16 protein-coding genes and 1 other annotated feature are annotated in these 24,970 nt (G+C 35.5%); of the genes, 3 read left to right on the forward strand and 13 right to left on the reverse strand.

The window, feature by feature from the left end:
* Positions 1–317: 317 nt before the first annotated feature.
* Complete coding sequence (locus BLV40_RS17160) at positions 318–2,333, reverse strand: class I SAM-dependent methyltransferase (RefSeq protein ID WP_090692184.1); 2,016 nt, start codon at positions 2,331–2,333, stop codon at positions 318–320.
* A gap of 525 nt (positions 2,334–2,858) precedes the next feature.
* Here BLV40_RS17160 and BLV40_RS17165 point away from each other — a divergent pair.
* On the forward strand, positions 2,859–3,992 hold the full coding sequence (locus BLV40_RS17165; protein ID WP_090692187.1) for an aminotransferase class V-fold PLP-dependent enzyme: 1,134 nt from the start codon (positions 2,859–2,861) through the stop codon (positions 3,990–3,992).
* Positions 3,993–4,268: 276 nt separating this feature from the next.
* On the opposite strand, the gene asnA is transcribed toward BLV40_RS17165, so the two are convergent.
* Positions 4,269–5,252: an aspartate--ammonia ligase gene (gene asnA / locus BLV40_RS17170; protein WP_090692189.1), complete on the reverse strand. Its 984-nt coding sequence runs from the start codon at positions 5,250–5,252 to the stop codon at positions 4,269–4,271.
* 70 nt (positions 5,253–5,322) lie between these two features.
* Positions 5,323–5,583, reverse strand: a binding site (T-box leader).
* A gap of 492 nt (positions 5,584–6,075) precedes the next feature.
* Here asnA and BLV40_RS17180 point away from each other — a divergent pair.
* Positions 6,076–6,210, forward strand: a complete 135-nt coding sequence (locus tag BLV40_RS17180; RefSeq protein WP_017152329.1) for a DUF3934 family protein — start codon at positions 6,076–6,078, stop codon at positions 6,208–6,210.
* Between the two features lie 299 nt (positions 6,211–6,509).
* On the opposite strand, the gene BLV40_RS17185 is transcribed toward BLV40_RS17180, so the two are convergent.
* From BLV40_RS17185 to BLV40_RS17215, 7 genes are all read right to left on the reverse strand, one after another.
* Positions 6,510–9,725, reverse strand: coding sequence for a DEAD/DEAH box helicase (locus BLV40_RS17185; protein WP_090692192.1), 3,216 nt, complete (start codon positions 9,723–9,725; stop codon positions 6,510–6,512).
* A gap of 159 nt (positions 9,726–9,884) precedes the next feature.
* Positions 9,885–11,558 carry a ribonuclease J gene (locus BLV40_RS17190; RefSeq protein ID WP_090692195.1) on the reverse strand — a complete coding sequence of 558 codons (1,674 nt, stop codon included), beginning with the start codon at positions 11,556–11,558 and terminating at the stop codon, positions 9,885–9,887.
* 361 nt (positions 11,559–11,919) lie between these two features.
* Complete coding sequence (locus BLV40_RS17195; protein ID WP_090692198.1) at positions 11,920–12,852, reverse strand: response regulator; 933 nt, start codon at positions 12,850–12,852, stop codon at positions 11,920–11,922.
* Positions 12,853–12,856: 4 nt separating this feature from the next.
* Positions 12,857–14,167, reverse strand: coding sequence for an ATP-binding protein (locus BLV40_RS17200; protein ID WP_090692201.1), 1,311 nt, complete (start codon positions 14,165–14,167; stop codon positions 12,857–12,859).
* Between the two features lie 74 nt (positions 14,168–14,241).
* Positions 14,242–15,954, reverse strand: a complete 1,713-nt coding sequence (gene malS / locus BLV40_RS17205) for an oxaloacetate-decarboxylating malate dehydrogenase (protein ID WP_090692205.1) — start codon at positions 15,952–15,954, stop codon at positions 14,242–14,244.
* Positions 15,955–16,071: 117 nt separating this feature from the next.
* Positions 16,072–17,514: an aspartate ammonia-lyase gene (gene aspA / locus BLV40_RS17210; protein ID WP_090692209.1), complete on the reverse strand. Its 1,443-nt coding sequence runs from the start codon at positions 17,512–17,514 to the stop codon at positions 16,072–16,074.
* Positions 17,515–17,535: 21 nt separating this feature from the next.
* Positions 17,536–18,807 (reverse strand): cation:dicarboxylate symporter family transporter, encoded by a 1,272-nt coding sequence (locus tag BLV40_RS17215; protein WP_090692213.1) that lies wholly within the window; start codon positions 18,805–18,807, stop codon positions 17,536–17,538.
* A gap of 510 nt (positions 18,808–19,317) precedes the next feature.
* Here BLV40_RS17215 and pyrH point away from each other — a divergent pair.
* A complete protein-coding gene (gene pyrH, locus BLV40_RS17220; protein ID WP_090692217.1) occupies positions 19,318–20,061 on the forward strand; it encodes a UMP kinase in 744 nt (247 codons plus the stop codon).
* Positions 20,062–20,321: 260 nt separating this feature from the next.
* Here pyrH and BLV40_RS17225 read toward each other — a convergent pair whose 3' ends face one another.
* The 4 genes from BLV40_RS17225 to BLV40_RS17240 all read right to left on the reverse strand — a co-directional run bounded on the left by BLV40_RS17225 (position 20,322) and on the right by BLV40_RS17240 (position 24,871).
* Entirely contained in the window at positions 20,322–21,533 is a 1,212-nt protein-coding gene (locus BLV40_RS17225; protein WP_090692220.1) for a phospholipase D-like domain-containing protein, read from the reverse strand.
* Positions 21,534–21,643: 110 nt separating this feature from the next.
* Entirely contained in the window at positions 21,644–22,789 is a 1,146-nt protein-coding gene (locus BLV40_RS17230) for an ABC transporter permease (protein WP_090692224.1), read from the reverse strand.
* Position 22,790: 1 nt separating this feature from the next.
* On the reverse strand, positions 22,791–23,900 hold the full coding sequence (locus BLV40_RS17235) for an ABC transporter permease (protein WP_090692227.1): 1,110 nt from the start codon (positions 23,898–23,900) through the stop codon (positions 22,791–22,793).
* A gap of 32 nt (positions 23,901–23,932) precedes the next feature.
* Positions 23,933–24,871: an ABC transporter ATP-binding protein gene (locus tag BLV40_RS17240; protein ID WP_026591718.1), complete on the reverse strand. Its 939-nt coding sequence runs from the start codon at positions 24,869–24,871 to the stop codon at positions 23,933–23,935.
* Positions 24,872–24,970: the final 99 nt, after the last annotated feature.

Below are 24,970 nucleotides of genomic sequence, written 5' to 3' on the forward strand. Positions count from 1 at the left end.
AGATCTCCTCCTTGCGATAGGAGTATTACTGCCCGCGAATAACAAAATAAATCAAGTGCAATTTTTCATCACTTGCGTTTTCTTTTTTATTGTAGGTAGTGAATGTAAAATCTAAGTAAAATCCAGAGAAAATTAGTTTAAAATATAAACTAGTAAATATAATTTCTAAAGCTCAATTTATACATGCTCATAAAAAAAGATTCCGAAACAGATTATATGTAAATCCGTTTCAGAATCTTTTCTGAAAAGAGGCGGTGAAATCGAATTTTGCTAGCCCCATCTTCTATCCTTTAGTAAAAAACATAATTTCTTCTCTTTTATCTTTTCTCAAACACAATCAAACATGTACTATTTGGCAATGCTGTTTGTTCACCGTGTTCATCATACAATGTAACTTTTTGCGATAGGTGTTCTATATAACCTTCTAAAAGATACTGCTTGGCCTCAATTACTTTTACATTCTCTGAACCTACAACGCTCTCTACAAAATCAATATATTCTTGAAGTGTAAATACACCAAATTGTTCTTGTACCTCATGTGGATATGCTTCTTCTCCCCACGTATACGTATATAAAAATTCCATTGCATCATTAACTGGCATCCTTACTCGATCCACACCTAATATATTGGCCTTAATTTCTCGTCCTTTAAAATCACGTTGATAGTTTTTTAAAAAAGGCATAGCCGTTTCATCATGAAATTGCAATTCACACCATTCTTCACTTTCTGTTTTTACTCCATCACGAATAATCCAACGTCCACCAGGGGTCAATATTTGAAATACACTCTTCACTAAACGTTCCATTGTTGCAACATTAAACTTCTTACCTTCTGTTTCTCCATAAGAAAAGATCTCGTGATTCACTGAGCCACAATGAACTGTAGAAATGCTTTCTGGATGAAATGTATCAGCAAGGTGTAAAGCATCGCCTAGTGTAACTTCCCAGTCGTAGCCTTTTTCGTATTTATCATTTGTTAACTTTTCAATTACATTTCGTGACAAATCTACACCAACAACCGATTTATTCGGATAAGCTTCTTTAAATTTATTCATCATTGCGCCCCCACCAGGACCAATTTCTACTATTATATTTCCTACTACATATGGAAGAACCGTGACTTTATCATCTACACTCCCATTCATATGTGAAAGATATTCGTCCTCATTTTCCAACCGATCAAACGCATCACGGCGTAAACCAAATATTTCACATAACATCATAACAGCTTGCTCATAATGAACATTATTTTCTTTTTTACAAGCTAAACAAAATTCGATGAGCGTTTTTCCAACTTCACTTGTTCCAAAACCAATTGTCAATACATTTTCTATTTCCTTTAATTCAGGATACATTTCGGATTGAGGAATTTGACCCATATCTAGCAATTCTACTACGGATACGCTTCGCAATACTTTTTCGATTGCTCGTTTCGTATAAATATTTAAGTATTTTTCTCCCTCTCTCTCGTAATACAATGCATCCATAAGTGGCTGAAAACTGATATGATCTACATTGTTTTGAATGATATTTTGATAGGCTAATACAAATACTTTTACGAATTCTTCAAAGCTAAAATGAGTTAATGCTGCTTCTACATACCAAAGGTCATAATCAAATAGTACTGTGAACATTTCTTCTAACCTATCATTCATAATTGACTCATACTCTTGGATAAAATATGTATCATTAGGTGAAGCATTTGTACGTAACCGCCGAATTCGATCTTTTACACTATATTCAATCAGTTCTCCGCAAAGTATTTGTTCAATACGTTCATATACCTCTCCTTGTACTCTTTTCCATAACTTATCAGATACCCCAGTGATAATACACTCATTTAAAACGCGAAGCACTTCACGCAGTTCATCTTTTGGAATCGCTCCTTGCTGCCATAACCTTACCAATTCTTCATGAGAAGTCATGGATACTTCACCTCGTAAAACTTGCCCTATTAATCCATGTGTACGAATAAGTGCACATGTTACATCATCATATGGAAAATATCGTCTATAAATATCCGCTGAATCTTCGTTATGTACTAAAAATGATACCCCTAACTCCTTCCACCTCTTGCGCTGCGTTACAGAACCACACTTCGATACTTCACTCCAGCACAATACAGTTTCTACACGCGCACGAATACCATATGAAACATTCATTTTTTCTAAATGCCTTAGCGTCCGTTCCACATACTCTAATACACTCCGGTAATTTCTTTCTATACTTACCGCCCCAAATTCTTCTAATAAAAACCCTAACCATATATTTGCTTCTCTCGTATATATGTTTCCATTTCGTGCTTCTTCTATTGCATATAAACTATGTAACATACTTTTCTCTCCTTTTACATTCTGTCAGAGACATCTACAAAACAAATACATATGTATCCTAATAGAATAATTAGCACATACATGTTATTTCAAATTCCAGTCTATCATACAATTAGCTGTTATTTTTTGATTATATACAGTATTCCAATTTACGAAACATAAAAAAACATCCAAAGTAAAACTCTGGGACCTAAGAGAAGATATAGGCTACATTGATTCGGTAGATATTAGGATATTAGATTTTGTGTGAATGAATCCCAAACCTTTTCAACTAGTAGGTCTTTTCTTGAATAAGCAACGAACATGATTTATTCCCCCTAAGTCTATTAAAAACGAATAAGTTCTTACTCTTTATGTAGAAAGAAGGCATTATTTTTCGTAAAAGATTTGTCTTTTTTCTCAATGCACTACACTACATTAAAAAAAGACGGGTCATTCTATTCAACAATCGGGCCGTATAGTGGAAGAAGGATTTTAAAATTCACATATAGAATTATTTGTTGTGAAGAAAAGGGGGGAAAGGAATTGAACCATGATTTTTATCGCACATTATTTCCTATATTAGCTACTCATACACATCTAGCTAGTTGTTCCCAAGGAGCATTGGCAAAGCCTGTTTCAAGAGCTATTGAGGAATATCAGAATAGCCTACTACTGTCAGGTAGTAATTGGAATGAAGCGATAAGTAAAGTGGAGGAGACTAGGGTGAAATTTGCTGAACTTATTGGAGCTGAAATAGATGAGGTTGCTGTATTATGTTCTGTTTCTGATGCTATTTCTGCAATTGCAACTTCCCTCCCTTATCAGCAAGAGAAAAATAAAATCGTGTTTACGGATATAGATTTTCCAACTGTCAGTCATATATGGTTTGCACAAGAACCATTTAAGGATAATATTTCGGTAATTCGTTCATCCAATGGGGAAATACCTCTGGAACAATATGAAAAAGAAATAACAACTGATACGCTTATTACATGTATTCCACATGTGAACTATTACAACGGTTATAAGCAAAACGTTAGAGAGATTGCTGATATTGTGCATAGAAAAGGCTCGCTTTTATTCGTTGATGCTTACCAATCAGCAGGACATATTCCGATTGATGTGAAAGAGATGAAGATTGATATATTAGCAACGGGAACTCGTAAATACATGTTAGGAATTCCCGGCGTAGCTTTTTTGTATATAAAAAAAGAACTGGCAGAGCAATTAAAACCAAGAGTTACTGGATGGTTTGGACAAGAACAAGCATCTTCATTTGACATTTATAACCCTGTTTCTGCAATGGGGGCTCGTCGTTTTGAAACGGGGACGCCTTCTTTTATAAGTATCTATGCAGCTTATGAGGCATTAAGATTGCTACTTGAGGTTGGGATAGGCAATATTGAAACATATTTAAAAGAGTTAACCCAATTTATCATATTTTATGGACAAGAAAAAGGATTGCATCTCATTGGACCATTATCTACTGATAATAGAACGAGTCTAATGTCTTTTCATGTTGAAAATGCATCAAAAGTAGAGGGGATGTTAAGAGACAAAAAAATTATTGTTTCTGCAAGAAAGGATGTAATAAGAATTGCCCCTCATTTCTATAACATTAAAGATGAAATAAAATACGCAATAGATGAGCTTGCAATCTTAACAAACGGGGATTAAGCAAATATTTACTCAAACAACCCTGAATTAGGGATTGTTTTGTTATTCTGCTAAAGGGTGCTATTATTGAAGAAAACTTAGATTTTCAAACGCCTTTATTGTTATATTTTTTCGTGTAGTGAAGTATCTTACATCAAGATTAAACAACTATATTTTTAACCCCGTCCTAAATTTAGAACGGGGTTATGCTTGTTTGAGCTTTTAAAATTAACTAACTGTATTGTCATTTCACATTATAAATCGTCATGTTTAAAAAATAATTCAATTCATTCCTGATTAAAATAAATGAATGTTTTCCTTCTTACACGCTTCACGCATGTCATCAGGCCATACAGAAGTTTGAACTTCACCAATATGCGCTTTACGTAAGAAGTACATGCACATTCTTGATTGTCCAATGCCACCACCAATTGTAAGCGGTAGTACGTCTTCTAAAATTCCTTTATGGAAATCGTACTCACGTTTGAAATCTTCACCTGTCTTCGTTAACTGTTCATCAAGTGATTTACTATCAACGCGGATTCCCATTGATGATAATTCAAATGAAGATTGCAGTACCGGATGCCAGAATAAGATGTCTCCGTTTAATTTCCAATCATCATAATCAGCTGCGCGTCCATCATGTTTTTCACCAGATCGAAGTGCATCACCAATTCCAATGATGAAGACTGCACCGTGTTCTTTCGCAATCGCATGCTCACGATCTTTCGGTGTTAACTCTGGATATTTATCTTCTAATTCTTGAGACGTAACAAATACGATATCTTCTGGTAAATACTTCCCAAGGAACGGGTATTTTTCAAATAAATAATCTTCTAAATCTTTGAATATTCCATAAATTGTTCGTACTGTTTCTTGTAAGTAATCTACTGTACGCCATTCTTTTTGAATGATTTTTTCCCAATCCCATTGGTCAACGTAAATCGAATGTGTTGCATCAAGTTCCTCATCACGGCGAATCGCGTTCATATTTGTATATAAACCTTCACCAGCTTCATAACCATATTCATGCAGTGCAGATCGTTTCCATTTCGCTAGTGAATGAACAATTTCTAATTCTTCTCCTGAGTGAAGCATGTCAAATTCAATTGGACGTTCTACACCGTTTAGGTGATCGTTTAAACCTGATTTTTTCGTTACAAATAATGGTGCAGATACGCGGAATAGTCCAAGACGTTTTGCTAATTGATCCTCAAAAAATGTTTTAACTTCCTTGATTGCGATTTGTGTCTCTCTTACTGTCATTAATGATTGATACATGCCCTTTTCCTCCTAAAATGTTTGGATGTAGTGAAAAGAAGCCAACAAAAAAAGCCCTTCTTTCCCAAAAAACTGGGACGAAAGGCTTTGGTTCCGCGGTACCACCCAAATTAGCAACAGAGGTTGCTCACTTATTCAGTACGGAGATTAGAGAAATCTCGATACTGTTCTTCTTGTAACGGCGAAGTTCCCGGCTAAGTCTAATTTCCTCTAAAGGATTTCGGTTAGCGACTCCAGGAGGTTCTTCATAACAGGCTTCGTATCAGGCTCACACCACCCCTGACTCGCTTTGACTACGTCCTACTACTACTCGTCCTTTCACAGTCGTTTTGTTGTCACATCTCTGAAACATTTTATTAATGATTATTCTATACAAAAAAACGAGAAAGTCAACAAAAATTTTAAAATATTTTTCAATTCTTTATTTTATTTCTTTATCGATTCTTTAAAACTTTATGAGAGTTATCGCTTCTTTTGTGGCTTCAATCTAAAAAATGATTTACTTAATGTAACCATCATGTATATAACTAGAAGTGTGATCGTCCGAAAAACAGAATCCATTGTATTTCTCATCATTTTCTTTTCCTTTGTAATTCTTTTCATATGTATAACGTTCTACAATACAAAGAAATCTATGCAAATTTCGATAATGATTTCATAATACATCAAATTACCGCCGATTTTATGATATACTATATCATTCAGTTGTTTGTTCTGATCTATAACGAATAGGAACAAACATAGTCATAGATCGAGATTATATTTCAAAGACATTGACTGCTATCAAAGTAGATTTTTTATAGAATAGTAACGGAGTGATAATATGAGTAAAACGAAAGCAAAAGCTAAGAAAGGTACCGGTCAAGGAACAGGAAGTAAGGGCTGGAACCGTTGGCAATCTAGCGCTAAGAAAAAGAAAAATGCGAAACCTTATAAAAGTAAAGGTACAAAAAAATAAAGTGAAACTTTAATCAATGAGGGTTTTCTTCATTCCCCACTGATTATTAGCCCTCACCAATCGGGCCTTTACAGGCAGTTATCCCCCACCTATCTTCCTCGATGCTCTCTCAATCTTGAGGTGGGGGTCTTACTGCCCGCTAATGCAAGATAACTAAAAAAAAACTGAAACAAGAAGTAACCCAAAGCATTATAATTAGCATTCATGTCCACTTATTTTAAACGAAAAAATGTAATTATTACGTTCATAATGAAAAAAGCTATTCTTTCGTATCTATGGAAGAATAGCTTTTTATTCTGTCAAATCATAAGAATTTCTCTAATCTCTTCCTCTGTAATGGAGGAAAATTTTTCTTGCCCTGATTCAATCACTTCTGCAATTAGATGCTTCTTACTCTCTTGTAACTCATTCATTTTTTCTTCAATCGTGCCATGCGCTACTAATTTGATTACTTGTACAGTATTCTTTTGTCCCATTCGATAAGCACGATCTGCCGCTTGCTGTTCGACCGCAGGATTCCACCATAAATCGTATAGTATAACCGTATCAGCCCCAGTTAAATTAAGCCCCGTACCGCCCGCCTTTAAAGAGATGAGGAATAAATCGCCTTCCCCCTCGTTAAATCGATTGCATAGTTCTACACGCTCAGCTGATGGTGTATTCCCATCTAAATAGAAATAAGATATAGCTTGACGATTCAATTCACGCCCAATAATGGAGAGCATCTTCGTAAATTGCGAAAAGATAAGAATTCTTTTCCCGGTACTTCTGCACTCCTCTACAATTTCGAGTAGCTGTTCAAACTTAGCTGAACTTCCCTTGTAATCGTCTACAAACAAACCTGGGTGGCAACAAACTTGCCGAAGCCTCGTCAAGCCGGCTAAAATTCTAATTTTATTTTTACGCAATGTATCTTTATCTAAATGTTTTAGCGTTTCTTCTCTCAATTTTGCCAAATAAGCTGCATATATTTTTTTCTGCTCTGGAAGCAGTTCTGAAGACTGTAAATGCTCAATTTTCTCTGGCAATTCTTTTAGCACATCTTCTTTTAAACGACGTAATACGAACGGTTTCACCCGCTTTGCAATATTTTCACGCTTCAAGTCCCCAAATTCTTTTTTTCCTGGTAACAATTCCGGGAATACTACATTGAAAATAGACCAAAGTTCCTCTAAAGAATTTTCTACAGGCGTTCCGGTCAATCCAAAACGATACTCTGCTTGAATCGTTTTCACTGCCTTTGCGGTTTGCGTCGTATGATTTTTAAACGCTTGCGCCTCATCAAGAAACAACGTATGGAACGGCTGTGCATATAGCCTTATATCTCTTCGTAATAAAGGATATGACGTAATAATGACGTCATACTTTGTGATATCTTTTAAAATCTTTCTACGTTCAGTTTGATTTCCATCCACAATAACAGCTCGTATATCGGGAGTGAATTTTTCCAGCTCACTCAGCCAGTTATAAACTAAAGAAGAAGGCGATACAACTAATACAGGTAGTTTCTTCTCTCGAATTTCAGGTAAAACAGAAGTTATAAAAGTAATACTTTGCAACGTTTTTCCAAGACCCATATCATCTGCTAAAATACCGCCAAATCGATAATGCGCCAGTGTTTTCATCCACTCGAATCCATCTTTTTGATACTCTCTAAGCACTAGAATTAAACTGTCTGGCACAGTAAATTTCATATTTTTAGGATTTCGAATGTTTTCCATTAATTCTCGAACGGACTGATCTAAACTTAGAACATTCCCTTCCCGAAGTGAACTCATCCATTTCACACTGCGCACGAGAGGTACATTCACTTCTTCTCCCTGTAGAATTTCCTTTCGAATACCCGAGTCCTTTATAAACTGGTTAACTTCATTAAATTCCTTGCTCTCGAGCGATAGTAAGGAACCGTTTGCCAATCGATAATATTTACGTTTCTCCTCAAGTGCTGCCAATACACCTTTAATCTCAGCTTCAGGAATTCCTTTTATATCAAAACGAAATGATAACCAATCAATTCGTTCTTTCCGCCTTACTCTTATAAGGGGTCCACTGTTTCCTCGATGAATACGCAATTTAATAGCCGTAGTTGCATAAACTTCAAGTAAACTGTTTAACTTTGGAACTACATGGTATAAGAAATTATATTCCGCTTCCTCATTATGCATAAAATAGCCGCCTTCCGTTTTAGCAAAGGCACTCGCATTCATGATTTCTAAAATTTCTCGTTCTTTTTTCTCATCCCGATTGAAGACGGACGGTTGTCCATCCTCTTCTAACGGATTGATAACCACATTTCCATATTGGAATTCTAGTCCTGCTAATAATCGATTTTTAACTCGGTCTAAAAATAGTTTCGCTTTCAAAGGAGATGCTTCAACACGCTCCGATATAACCTCGTCAATTCGAACATTTCCTAGCTTCATTAAACCTGGTACTACTTTCGCTACAAAATGCCCCATTTTCTCAGCTGAAATATGAAATTGATTACTGCCAGAGCGATTCATCATTCTTTTTAATTCAATGAGTCGATTGCACTCTTCCATGTTTAAATGATATAATTTCCCTTCAAAAAGAGCATAACCATATGTATCCATTACTTGAACTTGTTGTAATCCATCAATCTGAAGTGTATATCCTCCGTTTACACCTTTGTTGAACTCAAAAGCTAAAGGCAGTAACCCTTTCGAGACCTGTACACCATGAAATGATTCCCCATCATGTTGTAGTCTTACAAATGAAGTATTAGAAAGTAGAGAAAGCAACTCCTTGCAAGAAGCTGGTGGAATTAAAATCATACTTTCATTTTGTTCACAGTCCATTTGCAACGATTCTACATACATTTTTTCATTCCGGTACATTTGAATCAGTAGCTGAATAACAGCATCTGTTTCTTGTTGAAAGCTGTATAGCTCTGGCGTATAAGTAAAATCATTGGAACATATGAAAGGCTCTCTTTGTTCCACTCTATTCAGAAACTCTCTAAGGTTATAAACAGTGTATAACTTCTCTAACTTTACTTGAATACCAAACAGCGCCCCCCCATTTTCAGAAGACACTGGAATACAAATGAATTCCACATCAAGTACTTTTCGTGTATCAAATCGATGCTGCTTACTTTTCGGACGCAGGGGCTTTTCATCAAATAAATCCAACATACCATTCGCTAGTTGAGCATCTCTAGCGTTTATGGCATCCTTTTTTGAATTGGCTGTCAATGATTGGCCACTTCGCTGAAAATTATTTATATATAGTAATGCAGCTGCAATATGTTGACAGTATGTATGAAAAGAAGCAAGTGAAGGACAACTGCATTCCCCAACAACATCACCATTATGAGCGGTTTCTATCTTGACATAGAAATCTTCGTTCCCCTTTACTGTTACCTCACAAATATTTCTCTGCGTATCGTAATTAGTAACATCAACCTTGTCTGTCTTATAATAGGCCTCACCCTTTTTATATGAGGTTTCTCCACATATTCGTTTAATTATTGTTTTATTTAATGTAAAGCTCATTATTTTGACCCTTCCCTAAAAATAAAAGTTTATCTTTCTTAACGTTATATAAAAAAAACATTAGAATACAAACATTTCTAATGTTTTTTATTTACTCTTATTCAACATTTTACATGTATACACAGTAATATCAAACAGCAATTACTTAAAACATTCAGTTTAAACTTCAATTATTATAGGAAGAATCATTGGTTTTCTTTTTGTATGTGAGTATACAAACTGTCCAAGTACTTCTTTTATTTCTTTTTTAAGAACATTCCATTGACTAACATTTTCTTTTTGTAAATTGTTAATAGTTGCTACAACCAATTGGTTAATCCTCTGCAAGAAGTCTTCCGAATCACGAACATATACAAATCCACGAGAAATCGTATCCGGACCAGAAATAATCTTCCTTTCTGTTTTACTAAGAGTGATAACTATAACAAGCATACCATCTTCTGAAAGCTGCTTACGATCGCGTAAGATAGCGTTTCCAACATCTCCAATACCCAAACCATCTACATATATATTCCCTGCAGGTATTCGTCTGGATTTCCAAGCGACTTGGTTCTTTATATCAACTACATCACCATTACTAATAACATAAATATTCTCTTTCTTAACACCAACGGACTCTGCTAATAGACTATGATGATGTAACATTCTAAATTCACCATGAATAGGAATGAAATATTTAGGTTTCATTAAAGTAAGCATTAACTTTAATTCTTCTTGATAAGCATGTCCAGAAACATGCATTCCCGTTGAACTTCCCGATCCATAAATAACATTGGCTCCCAATAAAAATAAATTATCTATAATACGTGAAACATTACGTTCATTTCCTGGGATAGGAGTTGCAGCTAAAATGACAGTATCTTCGGGTAGGATATCTACCTGCCGATAGTTTCCACTGGCTAAACGAGATAAAGCAGCCATCGGTTCACCTTGACTTCCAGTACAAAGAATAGCTACCCTTTCTGGCTCCATTTGATTGATCTCATTCGCTTCTATTAGCATTCCCTCAGGTATATTCAAATAACCTTGTTCTAGAGCAACGGACACTACATTAACCATACTCCTCCCAAGCAAAGCAAGCTTTCTATTCGTTTTTGCAGCTGCATCTACCACTTGCTGTACACGATTAACATTTGAAGCAAATGTAGAAATAATGACTTTTCTATGAGCTTTAATGAACGCTTCTTCAATGCGCTCACCTACAGATCGTTCTGATGGAGTAAATCCAGGGCGTTCTGCATTCGTACTTTCAGAGAGCAAGGCTAAGACACCGCCGCTTCCGATTTTAGCCATTTTATGAATATCTGGGTATTGATTATTTACAGGAGTCAAATCAAATTTGAAGTCGCCTGTATGTACGACCGTACCCTCTGGTGTATGAAAAGCAATACCAAGGCAGTCAGGGATACTGTGATTCGTTTTAAAAAATGTTAGGCTTATTGAACCAAATTCAATCACCGATTCAGAATCAATAACAAATAATTGCGTTGAATTTTGAAGCCCATGTTCTTTTAATTTAATTCCAATTAAACCGATTGTTAATTTTGTTGCATAAATTGGTACATTCAATTGTTTTAATAGATACGGGATACCTCCAATATGATCTTCGTGTCCATGTGTAACAACTAAACCGCGAATTTTATCCTTATTTTCTTGCAAGTACGTAGTATCCGGGATAATCAGGTCAATACCTAATAAACTTTCATCTGGAAACTTAGAACCGCAATCAATTACCACAATATCATTTGCATATTGTATGGCGTACATATTTTTTCCTATTTCATTTACTCCACCTAAAGCAAAAATGGATAGTGTATTTTCTGCTGTGCTCAAAATTAATCCCCCTTTGGGAAAACATTCGAATATATTCGAAGTAATATGGAATTCTATTTTTATGATTAACCCATCTAACTAAAGATTATTCTGATTTATAGCCGAATAAATATTTTTTATATTTACATGAAGACGAAGATTTACGTTCTTCATCTAACATACATCATCGTGATAAATATGCTATGGAGTTTTCAAATGAATATGTCGATCACTCTAAAATACAAAAAGTGCATTCACCTAGAATAGCGGAAGATACAAATGATAAAGTGAACGACGCAACACTTAACACCCTTTTATTTCCATAAAATAAAAAATTCAGAATTTCAACCACAAAAAGAAGATGCTCATTTAGAAGCATCCTCTATTCTATCTCCATAAATCTTTTCGCCTCAAAATACAATACTTGAATAAACTTCTTCGTATTAATTCTCGTGTGCCCAGATGTTGTTAGTTCTTCCTTTGTCATTTCTGTCATACGCTTACGAACAATTGTAAAATCAAAAAACTTCGGCGCATAACTTTCAAATTTCGGATTCGAAAAATCTGTTAAACCAAGGGAAGCTAGATGATTCAGAGATTGATAAATCGCTCGGCGCACCCTTTGTTCCGAAGCTTTTCTTTCTTTATCAATTTCCGCTTCTGAGGCCGTCCCCCCTAATTTTTTAACCGTAATATAGTGAAAAATATCTTTCAGTGCTGGAAATCCGTATTCAAATGTTTTTTCTTTTTCTTGACCAAATAAATATTCGAGCATACTAAGTAAATCTTTACTTCCATTCTCACCAGCGATTCCGAGCTCCGATAATAAATAACGACCTGAGTCCGCCATTTTTTTCTCTTCTTGCACTGATTCATTTCGAACTTGTGGTTGTTCCCATTGAAATACATTATTCAATGATTTTTGAATATCTTGTATAGATCGTTCTAATCGAATACGTTCCATCACTTTTCGCACAACAGATACAACCTCAATTTTATTCAATGGTTTTGTAATATAATATTCAACCCCAAGAGAATACGCTTCTCCAATTAATTGTTTCGACTCAACCTGAGAAATCATAATTACTTTCCCTGTAAATGATGGTGCAATATGACGAACGGTTTCAATGCCATCTCGAATTGGCATTAATAAATCAATAAATAAAATATCTACCTTTTTAAAATTCAACTGGTCCACTTCAACAAAAGCACCATCTTCCGCTTCCCCTACTACTTCCCCAAGATCCTCATCTTCGATAATTTGTGATAGCATAGAGCGAAATACTTCATCATCGTCTACGATGTAATAAAACATCCAATCACCCTTCCCTGGTTAAACTAGACTCAGGTAACCATACGACAAACTTACATCCTCTTTCATCTTCTCCATCCTGAAGGGTCACTTCTCCGCCTAGTTCTGTAACCATCTCTTTTATGTATGACAAACCTATTCCCGTTGATGGTGTACCTGTCTGATCATACTTCGAAGTAAATCCCGGTTTAAATACTAACTCTTTATATTTTTGTGCAATACCAGGACCATTATCTATTACTTCAAACATTACATTTTCTTCTTGTTTATAGCTGTTTATTACAATCGCACCAACACCCTCTATTGCTTCAACAGCATTGGCAACTAAATTATTTAAAATCGACAATACAGTATAAACATGATATTCCCCATGCTCACCTTCTATATTTTTAGAAAATGTTATCTCTTTCCCTAATAACTGAGCGTATTTCTCATTTATCCTAACAATCATTTCTGTCAACTCATGACCTTCTATGTATTCAGAAAGATTTTTATCTAATAAAAGCTTTGATAATCCCGCAAAAATTCTTTGGTTATCTTTTTTTATTTCATGTACTTCCCCAGCAATTTTCAATGCTTTTTTACTTTGCACTTCTATACCACTAGAACCATTACTAGCTTGTAAATTTCGATATAATTGATATGCTTCTTGTGTAATTAATTCTGCATTTTGAAGTGTCTTTTTTAAATGAACAGATTCCACATATAAATTAGAAAGATGCATCAACATCTTTTCATTTTCTTTCCGAACTTGCGCTTCTTTTAATTTCGTTTCATATAAACTCATCATATTTAAGAAACCGAGGGCAAAGAAACTTCGAAAAACTGCGATAATAATCAATTTATTTATTTCGGAAATCATGATCGTTGTACCAAGTACTAAAACATGATAAAAAGCTAGTTCTGACATACTTGCTACAATCTCAATTGTAATCCCAAGACATCCAATTACAATTGGTCTTTGATGGAATTTATTTACCCTACATAACGAAAAAAGACTTCCATAAACAAAATAATAAAAAAAGACTGGATAACGCAAATAAAAAGAATCCATTACCTGAAAAGAACCTTGTAACATCCAATCAATACAAACCCGAAATCCTACTACAGATACTCCAACAAGTAGACCGACTACAGCAGCCGGTATTTTACGTAAAAACAATAGTAAAAAGAAAAAAATTGGTGTTCCAAAACTCACGCGAAATGTATCATTAAACGGGTGAAAATTCAGCTCACCAGCAATAGGAACAACGACCATTAAAATAATTAAAAGGGACATATCTTTTTTCCATAATTGATTCCAATTCAAAGATGTCACTTCCCATTTATGAAATATGTTTATTCAAAAATTAAAACAGGAAAGCCCGCTTATGATATAAACGGGCTTTATTTCTATATTGTTACCTTTTCTACTGCTTTTACTTGGCGATATTCAGGTTGCCACATTGCTTCTTTCACAGCTTTTCTGATATCGTTATCACTGAGTTCCTCACGAGCAACCCCTTCAGCAACCGCTGCTTTGGCTACTTCAACCGCTACTATCTCTGAGATGTTACGCAACTCTTCTACTTCTGGAAGAATTGGTGCTCCTGGCTGACTTGTATCTACCATGCTTGCTACTGCTTCTGCAGCTGCTGCAAACATACCATCTGTCATTACACTTGCGCGAACAACAATTGTTCCAAGACCAAGACCTGGGAAGATAAGCGCATTATTTGATTGTCCGATTACATACGTTACACCGTCATATGTCACTGGCTCAAATGGACTACCTGTTGCTACAAGTGCTCGGCCTTCTGTCCAACTTATCAAATCGACCGGCTTTGCTTCTGCAAGTGGTGTTGGATTCGACATTGGTAAAATGATCGGTCTTTCTACATGAGAAGCCATTTCTTTTACAATTTCCTCTGTAAATGCACCCGCAACAGTTGATGTACCAATTAAAATTGTTGGTTTTACATGTTTAACAACTTCTGCAAGTCCAACTACTTCACTTTGTTCCCACTCGTTCACTTCAGATTCCTTACGCGCATATGGACGCTGGAAATCAAGAAGATCTCCCATATTATCTGTAATTAAGCCGTTACGGTCAATACACCAGAAACTCTCATTTGCTTCCTGCTCTGATAAACCAGCACGAATCATTGCATCTCGTACTTGATCTGCAATTCCAATTCCAGCTGTTCCAGCACCAAATACTACAACGCGATGTTCACATAAAGGGACACTAGAAGCTTTCACTGCTGATAATACAGCTGCAAGTGAAACAGCACCAGTTCCTTGAATATCATCATTAAATGTACATACATGATTACGATATTTATCTAAAATTCGACGTGCATTACGTGAGCTAAAGTCTTCCCAATGTAGTAACGCTTTCGGAAACTTATTACATACGGCCTTTACAAATGTATCGATAAATGCGTCATAAGCTTCACCAGTTACACGAGGGTGACGATTTCCGATATAAAACGGATTATTTAATAGATCCTCACGGTTCGTTCCAACATCTAAAATAACAGGTAATACCCGACTAGGATCGATTCCAACTGCTGCTGTATAAACTGCTAACTTCCCAATAGCAATATTAATACCACCAACGCCCCAGTCACCAATTCCTAATATTCCTTCACCATCAGTTACAACAACTAAGTCGATATTTTCAGCTGTTGCACCAATATTAGAAAACGCTTCTTCTATGCCAGAAGGATCATTAATGGATAAATACACTCCACGTGGTTTACGATACTCATGACTATATCTTTGAATTGCTACACCAACAGTTGGCGTATACACAATTGGAAGCATCTCACGTAAATGATCTGTTAGTAAGCGATAAAATAACACTTCATTACGATCATGTAATGCTGTTAAATATACGTTTTTTAATAAATCGTCTGGCTGTGAACGAAACTGCTTATACGCACGGCGTGCTTGTTCATCCAATGTTAATACCGCAGGTGGTAATAACCCTTTTAATCCTAGTTCTTCTCTTTCTTCTTTCGTGAAAGCGACACCTTTATTTAAAATTGGCGTTGCTAATACTTCTACTCCTCTTAATGTTGTTTCTAATGTCCCATTAGAGGAAACTGTAAATTTACTCATACAATCCCTACCTTTTATCCCACTATTCACTGGAAAATAAAACCTCTATTGATTAAGGTTTCACTATATACCATTTCTATATTGTAAACAAAAAAGAGGGGAATGTCCCCTCTTCTTTTAATTTTTCTTTAGAAGAGTTGCTCCCGCAATCCCCGGATGTGTCATTTCAAACGGATCTAAAATTAAATCTAATTCTTCTTGCGATAGTACACCATTTTTCACACAAAGTTCTCTGACAGACTGTCCAGTTGCAATTGCTTCTTTCGCAACACGAGCCGCTGCCTCATATCCAATATGCGGATTAACAGCTGTAATCACTCCAACACTTTTCTCAACATATTCTTTCAGGCGTTCTTCATTTGCTTCAATACCTTTTAGACAATTATCTGTGAAGGCACGGAAACCGTTATTCATTATGCTAATCGATTGAAGTAAGTTAAAAACAAGTACTGGCTCCATAACATTTAGTTCTAATTGACCCGCTTCTGAAGCAAGGCAAATTGTATGATCATTACCGATTACTTGGAACGCGATTTGGTTAATCACTTCTGGCATAACAGGGTTTACTTTTCCTGGCATAATAGATGAACCTGGTTGACGAGCTGGAAGCATAATTTCTGCAAGCCCAACACGTGGCCCAGATGCCATTAGACGAAGGTCATTCGCAATTTTAGACATATTCATCATACATACTTTTAGCGCTGCTGACACTTCTGTATATGCATCTGTATTTTGCGTTGCATCTACTAAATCTTCCGCTCCAACAAGAGGTAATCCACTGATTGATGCTAAATGTTTCACTACTGATTCAATGTATTCAGGATCTGCATTTAATCCTGTACCAACTGCTGTCGCTCCCATATTTACTTCATATAAATGTTGACGTGATTGCTGAATTCGCTTTATATCACGTTCGATTACACGAGCGTATGCTTTAAACTCCTGTCCAAGACGAATTGGTACAGCGTCTTGTAAATGCGTACGTCCCATTTTAATCACATGATCAAATTGCTCCGCTTTTAATTCAAATACATCATGCATATAACCGATTGTTTGTAATAACTCTTCTAGTGCATTTAATGTTGCAATATGAATTGCTGTTGGGAATGCATCATTCGTTGACTGCGCCATATTCACGTGACTATTTGGACTAACATAATGATAGTCTCCTTTTTCCATCTCTAATAATTCAAGGGCACGATTAGCAATGACTTCATTAGCATTCATATTCATAGAAGTTCCTGCTCCGCCTTGGATTGGGTCAACAATAAAATGCTCATGCCATTTTCCGTCCAAAATTTCTTGTGCGGCTTCTGCAATAGCACCGCCTTTGTCTAATTCCAATCGTCCTATATCTGTGTTCGCAAGTGCCGCTGCTTTTTTAACAATCGCAAAGGCTTTAATTAAACCTTCATGAATTTTATAGCCTGTAATTGGAAAGTTCTCTACAGCACGCATTGTTTGAACTCCATAATAAGCATGCATTGGTACTTCTTTTTCACCTAAAAAATCTTTTTCAATTCGAACATCTTTTGTAGTTTCAGTTAATGTTGCCACCATAACTCACTCCTCATCCATTTCTTATGCTGCTTCTGTTTGTTTGACAGTTTCTACATATTGTTTTGCTTTCTCATGATCAAATTCGCCTTCCCATTTTGACAATACAATAGCTGCTAATGCATTCCCTAACACATTGACGGATGAGCGAATCATATCTAAAATACGGTCGATACCAGCAATTAAGGCGATACCTTCAAGCGGTAGTCCCATGGATCCTAATGTTGCAAGTACAACAACAAATGAAGCACCTGGTACCCCTGCCATACCTTTTGATGTTAACATTAAAACAAATAACAATGTAATTTGTTCCGTTATCGACATGTGTACACCATACATTTGTGCGACGAATAATGCCGCCAACGCTTGATAAATTGCTGATCCTGTTAAGTTAAATGTATAACCTGTTGGAATAACGAAAGAAGCAACTGCCTTCGGACAACCGAACTCTTCCATTTTTCTCATTATATTAGGTAAAACAGCTTCTGAACTTGCTGTCGTAAACGAAAGAATAAGTTCTTCTTTTAAAACTTTCATTAATGTGAAAATGTTTACTCCTACCATACGTGCATTAATACCTAATACAACAATAACAAATAGTATAACAGTTACATACACAGCTAGCACTAATTTTCCTAAAGGAAGTAGTGTTGCCACACCGAATTTTGCAACCGTAACAGCAATTAATGCAAATACACCGAATGGTGCAAACTTCATAACCTGATTTGTAACCCAAAACATCGCTTCGAGCACACCTTCAAAGAAATTAAACACCGGTTTTCCTTTTTCTCCAATTGCTGCAACTCCTAAACCAAACAACACAGAGAAGAAAATAATTGGTAATAAATCTCCTTGTGCAATTGATTCAAATACATTCTTTGGTACAATGTGAACAATCGTTTCTGCAAAACCTTTTTTCTCTGTTGCATCAGCCGTCTGCTTGTATGATGAAATATCAGTTTGCTGTAAGTTATTCATATCAACGCCCGTTCCTGGATGGAACAGGTTCGCTGCAATTAATCCCATTAAGATTGCAATTGTTGTGATAATTTCAAAATAGAGAATTGTCTTTCCGCCTAATTTCCCAAGCCTTTTCATATCCCCTACACCAGCTACTGCAACAATCAGTGCAGAAATAACGATTGGTACTACAATCATTTTAATTAAATGAATAAATATATCTCCAATTGGTGTGATATAAGAAATTGCTGTTTTATTGCCATAAAAGATTGCCCCTACTACAATCCCTAAAACAAGCGCAACAAAAATCTGTGTTGCTAATCCGAATTTTTTCATATATTTTCATCCCTTCATGCGAACGCTTTCAATTTGTATTTATAAAAGCTTAATCACATGATATAAGTAAACCTACAAAATCAGACAAAAACCTACAGGTTCGTCACAAAAAATTCGAATTTTTTTCTTCATTTTTTCATTGACATCCCTTGAAGATAAAAATGAAAATAACATTACTGAATTGTCTGGTTTCTTTATATAATCTAAAAGATAAGTTTATTTAACATAACTAATGTGAAAAGGAGTGGATGTTATGAAGAACCATACGAAAGGTTTCCTTATAACTCTTCCTTTTCTATTTCATTTTCTCGCAAAGGAGCAAAGGCATTCGCCTCTGCTCCTTTTTTATTACAACTTCATACACTTCCAACATACAGAATAGTGCCACATGAGCAAAACAATTAGGTTAGGAATAAACTACCTATAAGAACCCCTTATGATGAGGATGAATTCTCAGTGATGGTTCCGGACTCACTGAAAAAACTTTGCTTTAAATAAGGAGTGACGATAATGAAACCATACAATCGCGTTTTAATTAAACTCAGCGGCGGCGCTCTAGCTGATCCAGATGGAAATAGTTTTGGTTCCAAACGTCTAGAACATATCGCAACTGAAATTTTATCAATTGTCGATTTAGGTATTGAAGTTTCTCTTGTCGTTGGCGGTGGTAACATTTTCAGAGGCAATTTAGCTGAGGAATGGGGGATTGACCGCGTGGAAGCGGATAATATAGGGACATTAGGGACAATTATGAATAGTTTAATGTTACGCGGCGTGCTCACAAGTAAAACAGGTAAAGAAGTGCGTGTTATGACATCTATCCCGTTTACAGCGGTGGCAGAGCCCTATATTCGTTTACGGGCCGTTCACCATTTGGAAAAAGGATATATCGTCATCTTTGGCGGCGGAAACGGGCAACCGTTCGTTACAACAGATTACCCAAGCGTCCAGCGCGCAATTGAAATGAATAGCGATGCGATTTTAGTTGCAAAACAAGGTGTAGATGGCGTTTTCACAAGTGACCCAAAACGAAATAAGTCAGCAAAAATGTATCGCTATTTAAATTATAATGATGTCGTTCGGAATAATATAAAAGTGATGGACCAATCAGCCTTATTACTTGCACGTGACTACCACTTACCTGCTCATGTTTTTAATTTCGATGAGCCAGGAGTTATGAGGAAAATATGTTTAGGTGAGCATATTGGCACGTTAATTAATCATGAATTAACAGAACTCGTAGACGAAAAATGACTTTTTTCTAGAATAAACAAAACTTTGACTTTAAAAATAGGTGCGGTCTTTGCCGCACCTTACTCTTTCTAAAAAGTATTACCTTAACAACATAATAAACAGCATCCTATTATCCACTATTCATGAAACGCCCTTCTAATAACCGCTATCAATACCATCGCTACAATCACAAACTTTGAAATACAATATTATTTCATTTACTATTTAAATTCCGCACCCAACAATAGAACTATTTTACACCCATCCCACATTCATCTTTATTATAAATAGTAATTAAACAGCCATGCTATTCTTTCTTTACACTTCTCTAAAAATGATAAATGATTAAAAAATGATGAAGTCATTTCTTTTGAATCTTGAAAATCCCGCTCTAACACACGATTCATTTGTTGAATCACCGGACCATCATATATATAGAAATCCACCTCATCATTTATATGAAAACTGCGTGAAGTAAAGTTTGTTGTTCCAATCACCATCGTTTCATTATCAATAAGTATTAATTTCCCATGGAACATCCCCTTTTTATAACCATATACAATAATTCCGTTCTCTATCGATTTACGAATATACGGATATGCCGCTTCTTTTATAAGTGGAACATCCGGTTTGTAAGACCATAGTACCTTTACAGAGACACCACGATTTCGCGCCTGGATTAAAGCGTTCATGATTTCTTTATCTCGAGGGATAAAATACGGGGTGGCAATTACAATAGAATGTTTGGCCCTCTTTATTAATTCGATGTACTTTGCAACAACTCCATGTCCATTATAACTAGACATAGTATGTAATGTTTTCCCTGTAACAACCGGCTGAATCGTTCGCTTAATTTCTATCGGAGTATCTCGTTTCCAATCTAACACAAACTGTTCCTCTAAATCTGTTACTCCTTCTCCTTGTAATCGTATATGGTAATCTCTCCAATATCCAAAGCGCTTTTCCTCTCCTAAATATTCATTACCTATGTTAAAGCCGCCTGTATACCCTATCTTTCCATCTATCGTTGTAATACGGCGATGATTGCGGTGATGAAGTGAATAAAAAAAGAATGGGAACCCCGGTTTCCTACTGTATGTAAAATGTACGCCACTTGCTTGTAATTCCTTCTTCAGCTTTCTTTGGAACGATAAATCATTAATCCAATCGACCGATAAGTATACTTGTACTCCTTCTTCAGCTTTTTCTTTTAATAAATTTAAGAAAGTATGGCTACTTTTATCATCCGAAATAATATAAAAATAAGTAAAAATAGAATGCTTTGCTTCTTTTATATCGGAAAATAACTGATGATATAGCGATCTCCCCTCTACATATAATTGAAAATCACTATAATGAGGAGCATAGTCTTTCCGTTGGTTTTTATCAGCTTCCATTTTCCTTCCCAGTGTTACATCAATATGCATCCAAACAATTAGAAAAATTACTATGCTAATGATAATAGAAATAATACGTAATATCTTTTTCACCATTTTGTTTTCCTTCCGTACAAAATAATTGTCTTCAGATAGTATTTCAATAGAGATTATATTTTATGAACAATTACAAAAAAGGATGTGGCATCATGCCACATCCCCATTTATTACATAAAATTTCTCGCATCATTATTTCGGCCAAACTTATAAATGGCAATTAAGAAGAACGCAATTGCAAAGGCGAACAAAATTAAAATGTTTAAATACAAATCAGAAAACGGTGTCCCTTGCTGTAATTCTCCTATTGTATCTAATAACCAGCGCTGAGGAAGAAAATCAGCTATTTTTTGCACAGATGCCGGCATAATTTCAAATGGAAAGAAGCATCCCGCTAACAAACATGTTGGTGTAATAATGATATTTTGCATTGCATTAGCAGAAGCTGAATTCTTAGCAAATGACACAACAGCTAACGATAAACCAATTGCAATTAAACCAAATATCATCAGTACTCCAATCATAACAAGTAAAGGCATATTCGTATCAATATGAAATACATTAGTCATAAACAGTACCGTTACAATGATTTGTACCATCATGATAACCATATTAACAGCAATGTTAGATAATATATATTTCTTCCCATCTATCGGTGTTGATAATAATCGGAAATACGTTCTATTCTCTTTTTCTTTCAAAATCCGTTCTGAAAAACCCACTGCCGAAACCAACATAAACATAATGAGATAACCAACTGTTTGATTCGTCATATCTTTATTTTTTGAAGTATCTTGAAGTGTCTCAGCTTTTACCTTAAATGAACTTTTTTGATAACCCGCATACATCTTATCAAACGTACTTTGATCCTTTTGTGCTACTTTACTAATTGCAGTTATATTATCAATATAATTATACAAATACGATTTTATAAACTCTGTTACTTGAGCACCTTTAATCGAGAAAATTTGAATATGACTCGGCCTACCATCTCGAACACTTTGCGAAAAACCTGAATTTAACGTAATCACTCCATCAAGTTTTTTGGAAGTAAGCTTTTCTTTTACTTCTGATTCCTTAATCTTACTTACTTTCACATGATTTAGCCCTTCTAGAAACTTTACGGTATCATTTGCTATATAATGATTTTCATTATTTACAACCCCAATACGCAGTGTACCTTGCCCTGCATTTCCGTATATTAAAAATGCCATTAATGCTCCTACTATTGGCAATCCAATAATAAGAAATAACCCTTTTTTATTCTTCAAAAGTACAGATATCGTTTTTTGTATGAGCCATAAAATATCTTTCATGTTATAGCCCCTCCCGTCTGCGTAATGCGATAATCGCAATCAATAAAAAGAGTGCAGAAATTCCAAGGTTTAAAAAGATTACCGGAAGTGCCGCTCCTACTTCATTCGCATAAATAATTTTCATAATCGCTGTATTCGCCCATGTTAATGGTGATAAATTTGTAATCATATTTTCTTCAACTACGAAATACGCCCCTCCAAAAATAGAAGCTAATTGTACAACAATCATAATAACCGCTTTAGATGCCTCACCTGTTTTCGTAATATATCCAATCCCTAATCCGAAGCTAATCGCAAGGAATACTTCTGTTAGTAAAATAAGAAAAACTACTCCAAGATGGTCACCCCAATTTGCACCATAAACAAATTTACTAAAGAAAACGACGAGAAGCAGACAGAGTGTATTTGCTACAAGACTACCAAGTATCTTTCCAATAAAAATTTCAGCTTTACTAACGGGTGCAGCAATTAAACGATCTCCCGTTTTTCGTAATCGCTCTCCGCGAATCAGGTAGCTTGCTCCCATCGCTCCATACAAGGCAATCATTGTCGTCATCGCAATTGCATAATAGTCCATAGAACTTGGCTTCTTAGCAGCTTGTAAAGATGTCTCTTTTATATAATCATCATGATTTCCACTTGAAATAACTGTACTAACTTTCCCTGGGTCTACTTGCGCAACTTCCACCGCTACGTTGTACTTATCGACGAATGTAGTAAGCATCCCTTCAACGATACTTCCTTCAATACTATTCCGATCACTCTCATATAATTTCACGCCGTTTTGATTCATTTCTACATAGCCAGCATATTTATTTTGTTTCACTTCTTCTTTTCCATCTACATCCTTTGCTGCTTTTTTAAAATGAATGCCCGATTTTCCTGTTTCCTTTATCAATGTTTCAAAGGCCTGAGAGAACTTACCACCTGCTTCATCTTTGTATAAAACCTGGATATTTTTAACAGAAAGATTATCATTATTAAATGCATTGGTTAAAGCAGTACCCAAAATGAGCATAAGCATAACCGGGAATGCTAGCATAGACACTAACGTTTTTATATCTCGAAAGTCACTTTTGATTTCCTTTATGGCTATATTGAAGATGTTCAATCGATGAACCTCCCTTTTTTTGCTAATAAATCTTATTTATCCCGTAGATTTCTTCCTGTCAATGTCAAGAATACTGTTTCTAAGTTAGGTGCTTGCTCTTCAAGTGAACGTATTTCTATATCATTATTGATAAAATGCTGAACGATTTTGTTTAAGTTGTTGACCCCTGTATCCGAATTCACTTTAATTACGTTTTCTTCTATTTGAATAGCCTTAACACCACTAATTTCTTTTAATTGATTCACATCTATATTTTCAACTGACTTTACTTCAACCCAAACATCTTTTGTATCTGTAATAATAGCTTTCAATTGTTCTTTCGTACCTTCTGCAATAATTTTCCCGTGATCCACAATTGCAATTTTCGTACAAATCTCTTCTACTTCCTCCATGTAGTGACTCGTATAAATAATGGTGCTACCCATTTCATTTAATTTCCGTACAGACTGAAGAATATAGTTTCTTGACTGCGGATCAATTCCAACTGTCGGCTCATCCATAATAATTAACTTCGGATGATGCGCAATGGCACAAGCAATGTTAAGTCTTCGTTTCATCCCACCCGAAAAGTTCTTTGGATAACTTTTATGTTTATCACTTAGTCCTACAAACTGCAGTGCTTCTTCTACTCTCGCTTTTAATTCTGCCCCTCGTAACCCATACAAACCCGCAAAGAATTTCACATTTTCATAGGTGGTTAACTCCTCATAGATTGCTATATCTTGCGGTACAATTCCAATATTCATTTTTGCAAATCGATTATGTTTCTCTATACTTTTTCCTAGTATACTAATCTCACCTTCATTACTTCTTAACAATCCAGCAATCATATTAATTGTTGTACTTTTACCAGCACCGTTTGATCCTAAAAACCCAAATATCTCTCCTTCTTTAATAGCTAAAGACATATTATCTACTGCGATGAAATCACCGAATTTTTTCGTTAAATTTTTTATTTCTAATGCGTTCATCATTTCACCCCTATTTCAGTTTCTCTGCTGTTATTATAAACAAAAAGAATGAACCTGCTCAGTGCAGAAGTTCATTCTTTTCACATGAGAATATTCACT

Origin of the sequence: Bacillus sp. 166amftsu (genome assembly GCF_900107445.1) — a bacterium.
Lineage (GTDB): Bacteria > Bacillota > Bacilli > Bacillales > Bacillaceae_G > Bacillus_A > Bacillus_A arachidis.

Coding starts and splice junctions, on each gene's coding strand:
- BLV40_RS17160 (WP_090692184.1), bottom strand. CDS start 2,333: ATGTTACATAGTTTATATGCAATAGAAGAAGCACGAAATGGAAACATA.
- asnA (WP_090692189.1), bottom strand. CDS start 5,252: ATGTATCAATCATTAATGACAGTAAGAGAGACACAAATCGCAATCAAG.
- BLV40_RS17180 (WP_017152329.1), top strand. CDS start 6,076: ATGAGTAAAACGAAAGCAAAAGCTAAGAAAGGTACCGGTCAAGGAACA.
- BLV40_RS17185 (WP_090692192.1), bottom strand. CDS start 9,725: ATGAGCTTTACATTAAATAAAACAATAATTAAACGAATATGTGGAGAA.
- BLV40_RS17195 (WP_090692198.1), bottom strand. CDS start 12,852: ATGTTTTATTACATCGTAGACGATGATGAAGTATTTCGCTCTATGCTA.
- malS (WP_090692205.1), bottom strand. CDS start 15,954: ATGAGTAAATTTACAGTTTCCTCTAATGGGACATTAGAAACAACATTA.
- aspA (WP_090692209.1), bottom strand. CDS start 17,514: ATGGTGGCAACATTAACTGAAACTACAAAAGATGTTCGAATTGAAAAA.
- BLV40_RS17215 (WP_090692213.1), bottom strand. CDS start 18,807: ATGAAAAAATTCGGATTAGCAACACAGATTTTTGTTGCGCTTGTTTTA.
- pyrH (WP_090692217.1), top strand. CDS start 19,318: ATGAAACCATACAATCGCGTTTTAATTAAACTCAGCGGCGGCGCTCTA.
- BLV40_RS17225 (WP_090692220.1), bottom strand. CDS start 21,533: ATGGTGAAAAAGATATTACGTATTATTTCTATTATCATTAGCATAGTA.
- BLV40_RS17230 (WP_090692224.1), bottom strand. CDS start 22,789: ATGAAAGATATTTTATGGCTCATACAAAAAACGATATCTGTACTTTTG.
- BLV40_RS17240 (WP_026591718.1), bottom strand. CDS start 24,871: ATGAACGCATTAGAAATAAAAAATTTAACGAAAAAATTCGGTGATTTC.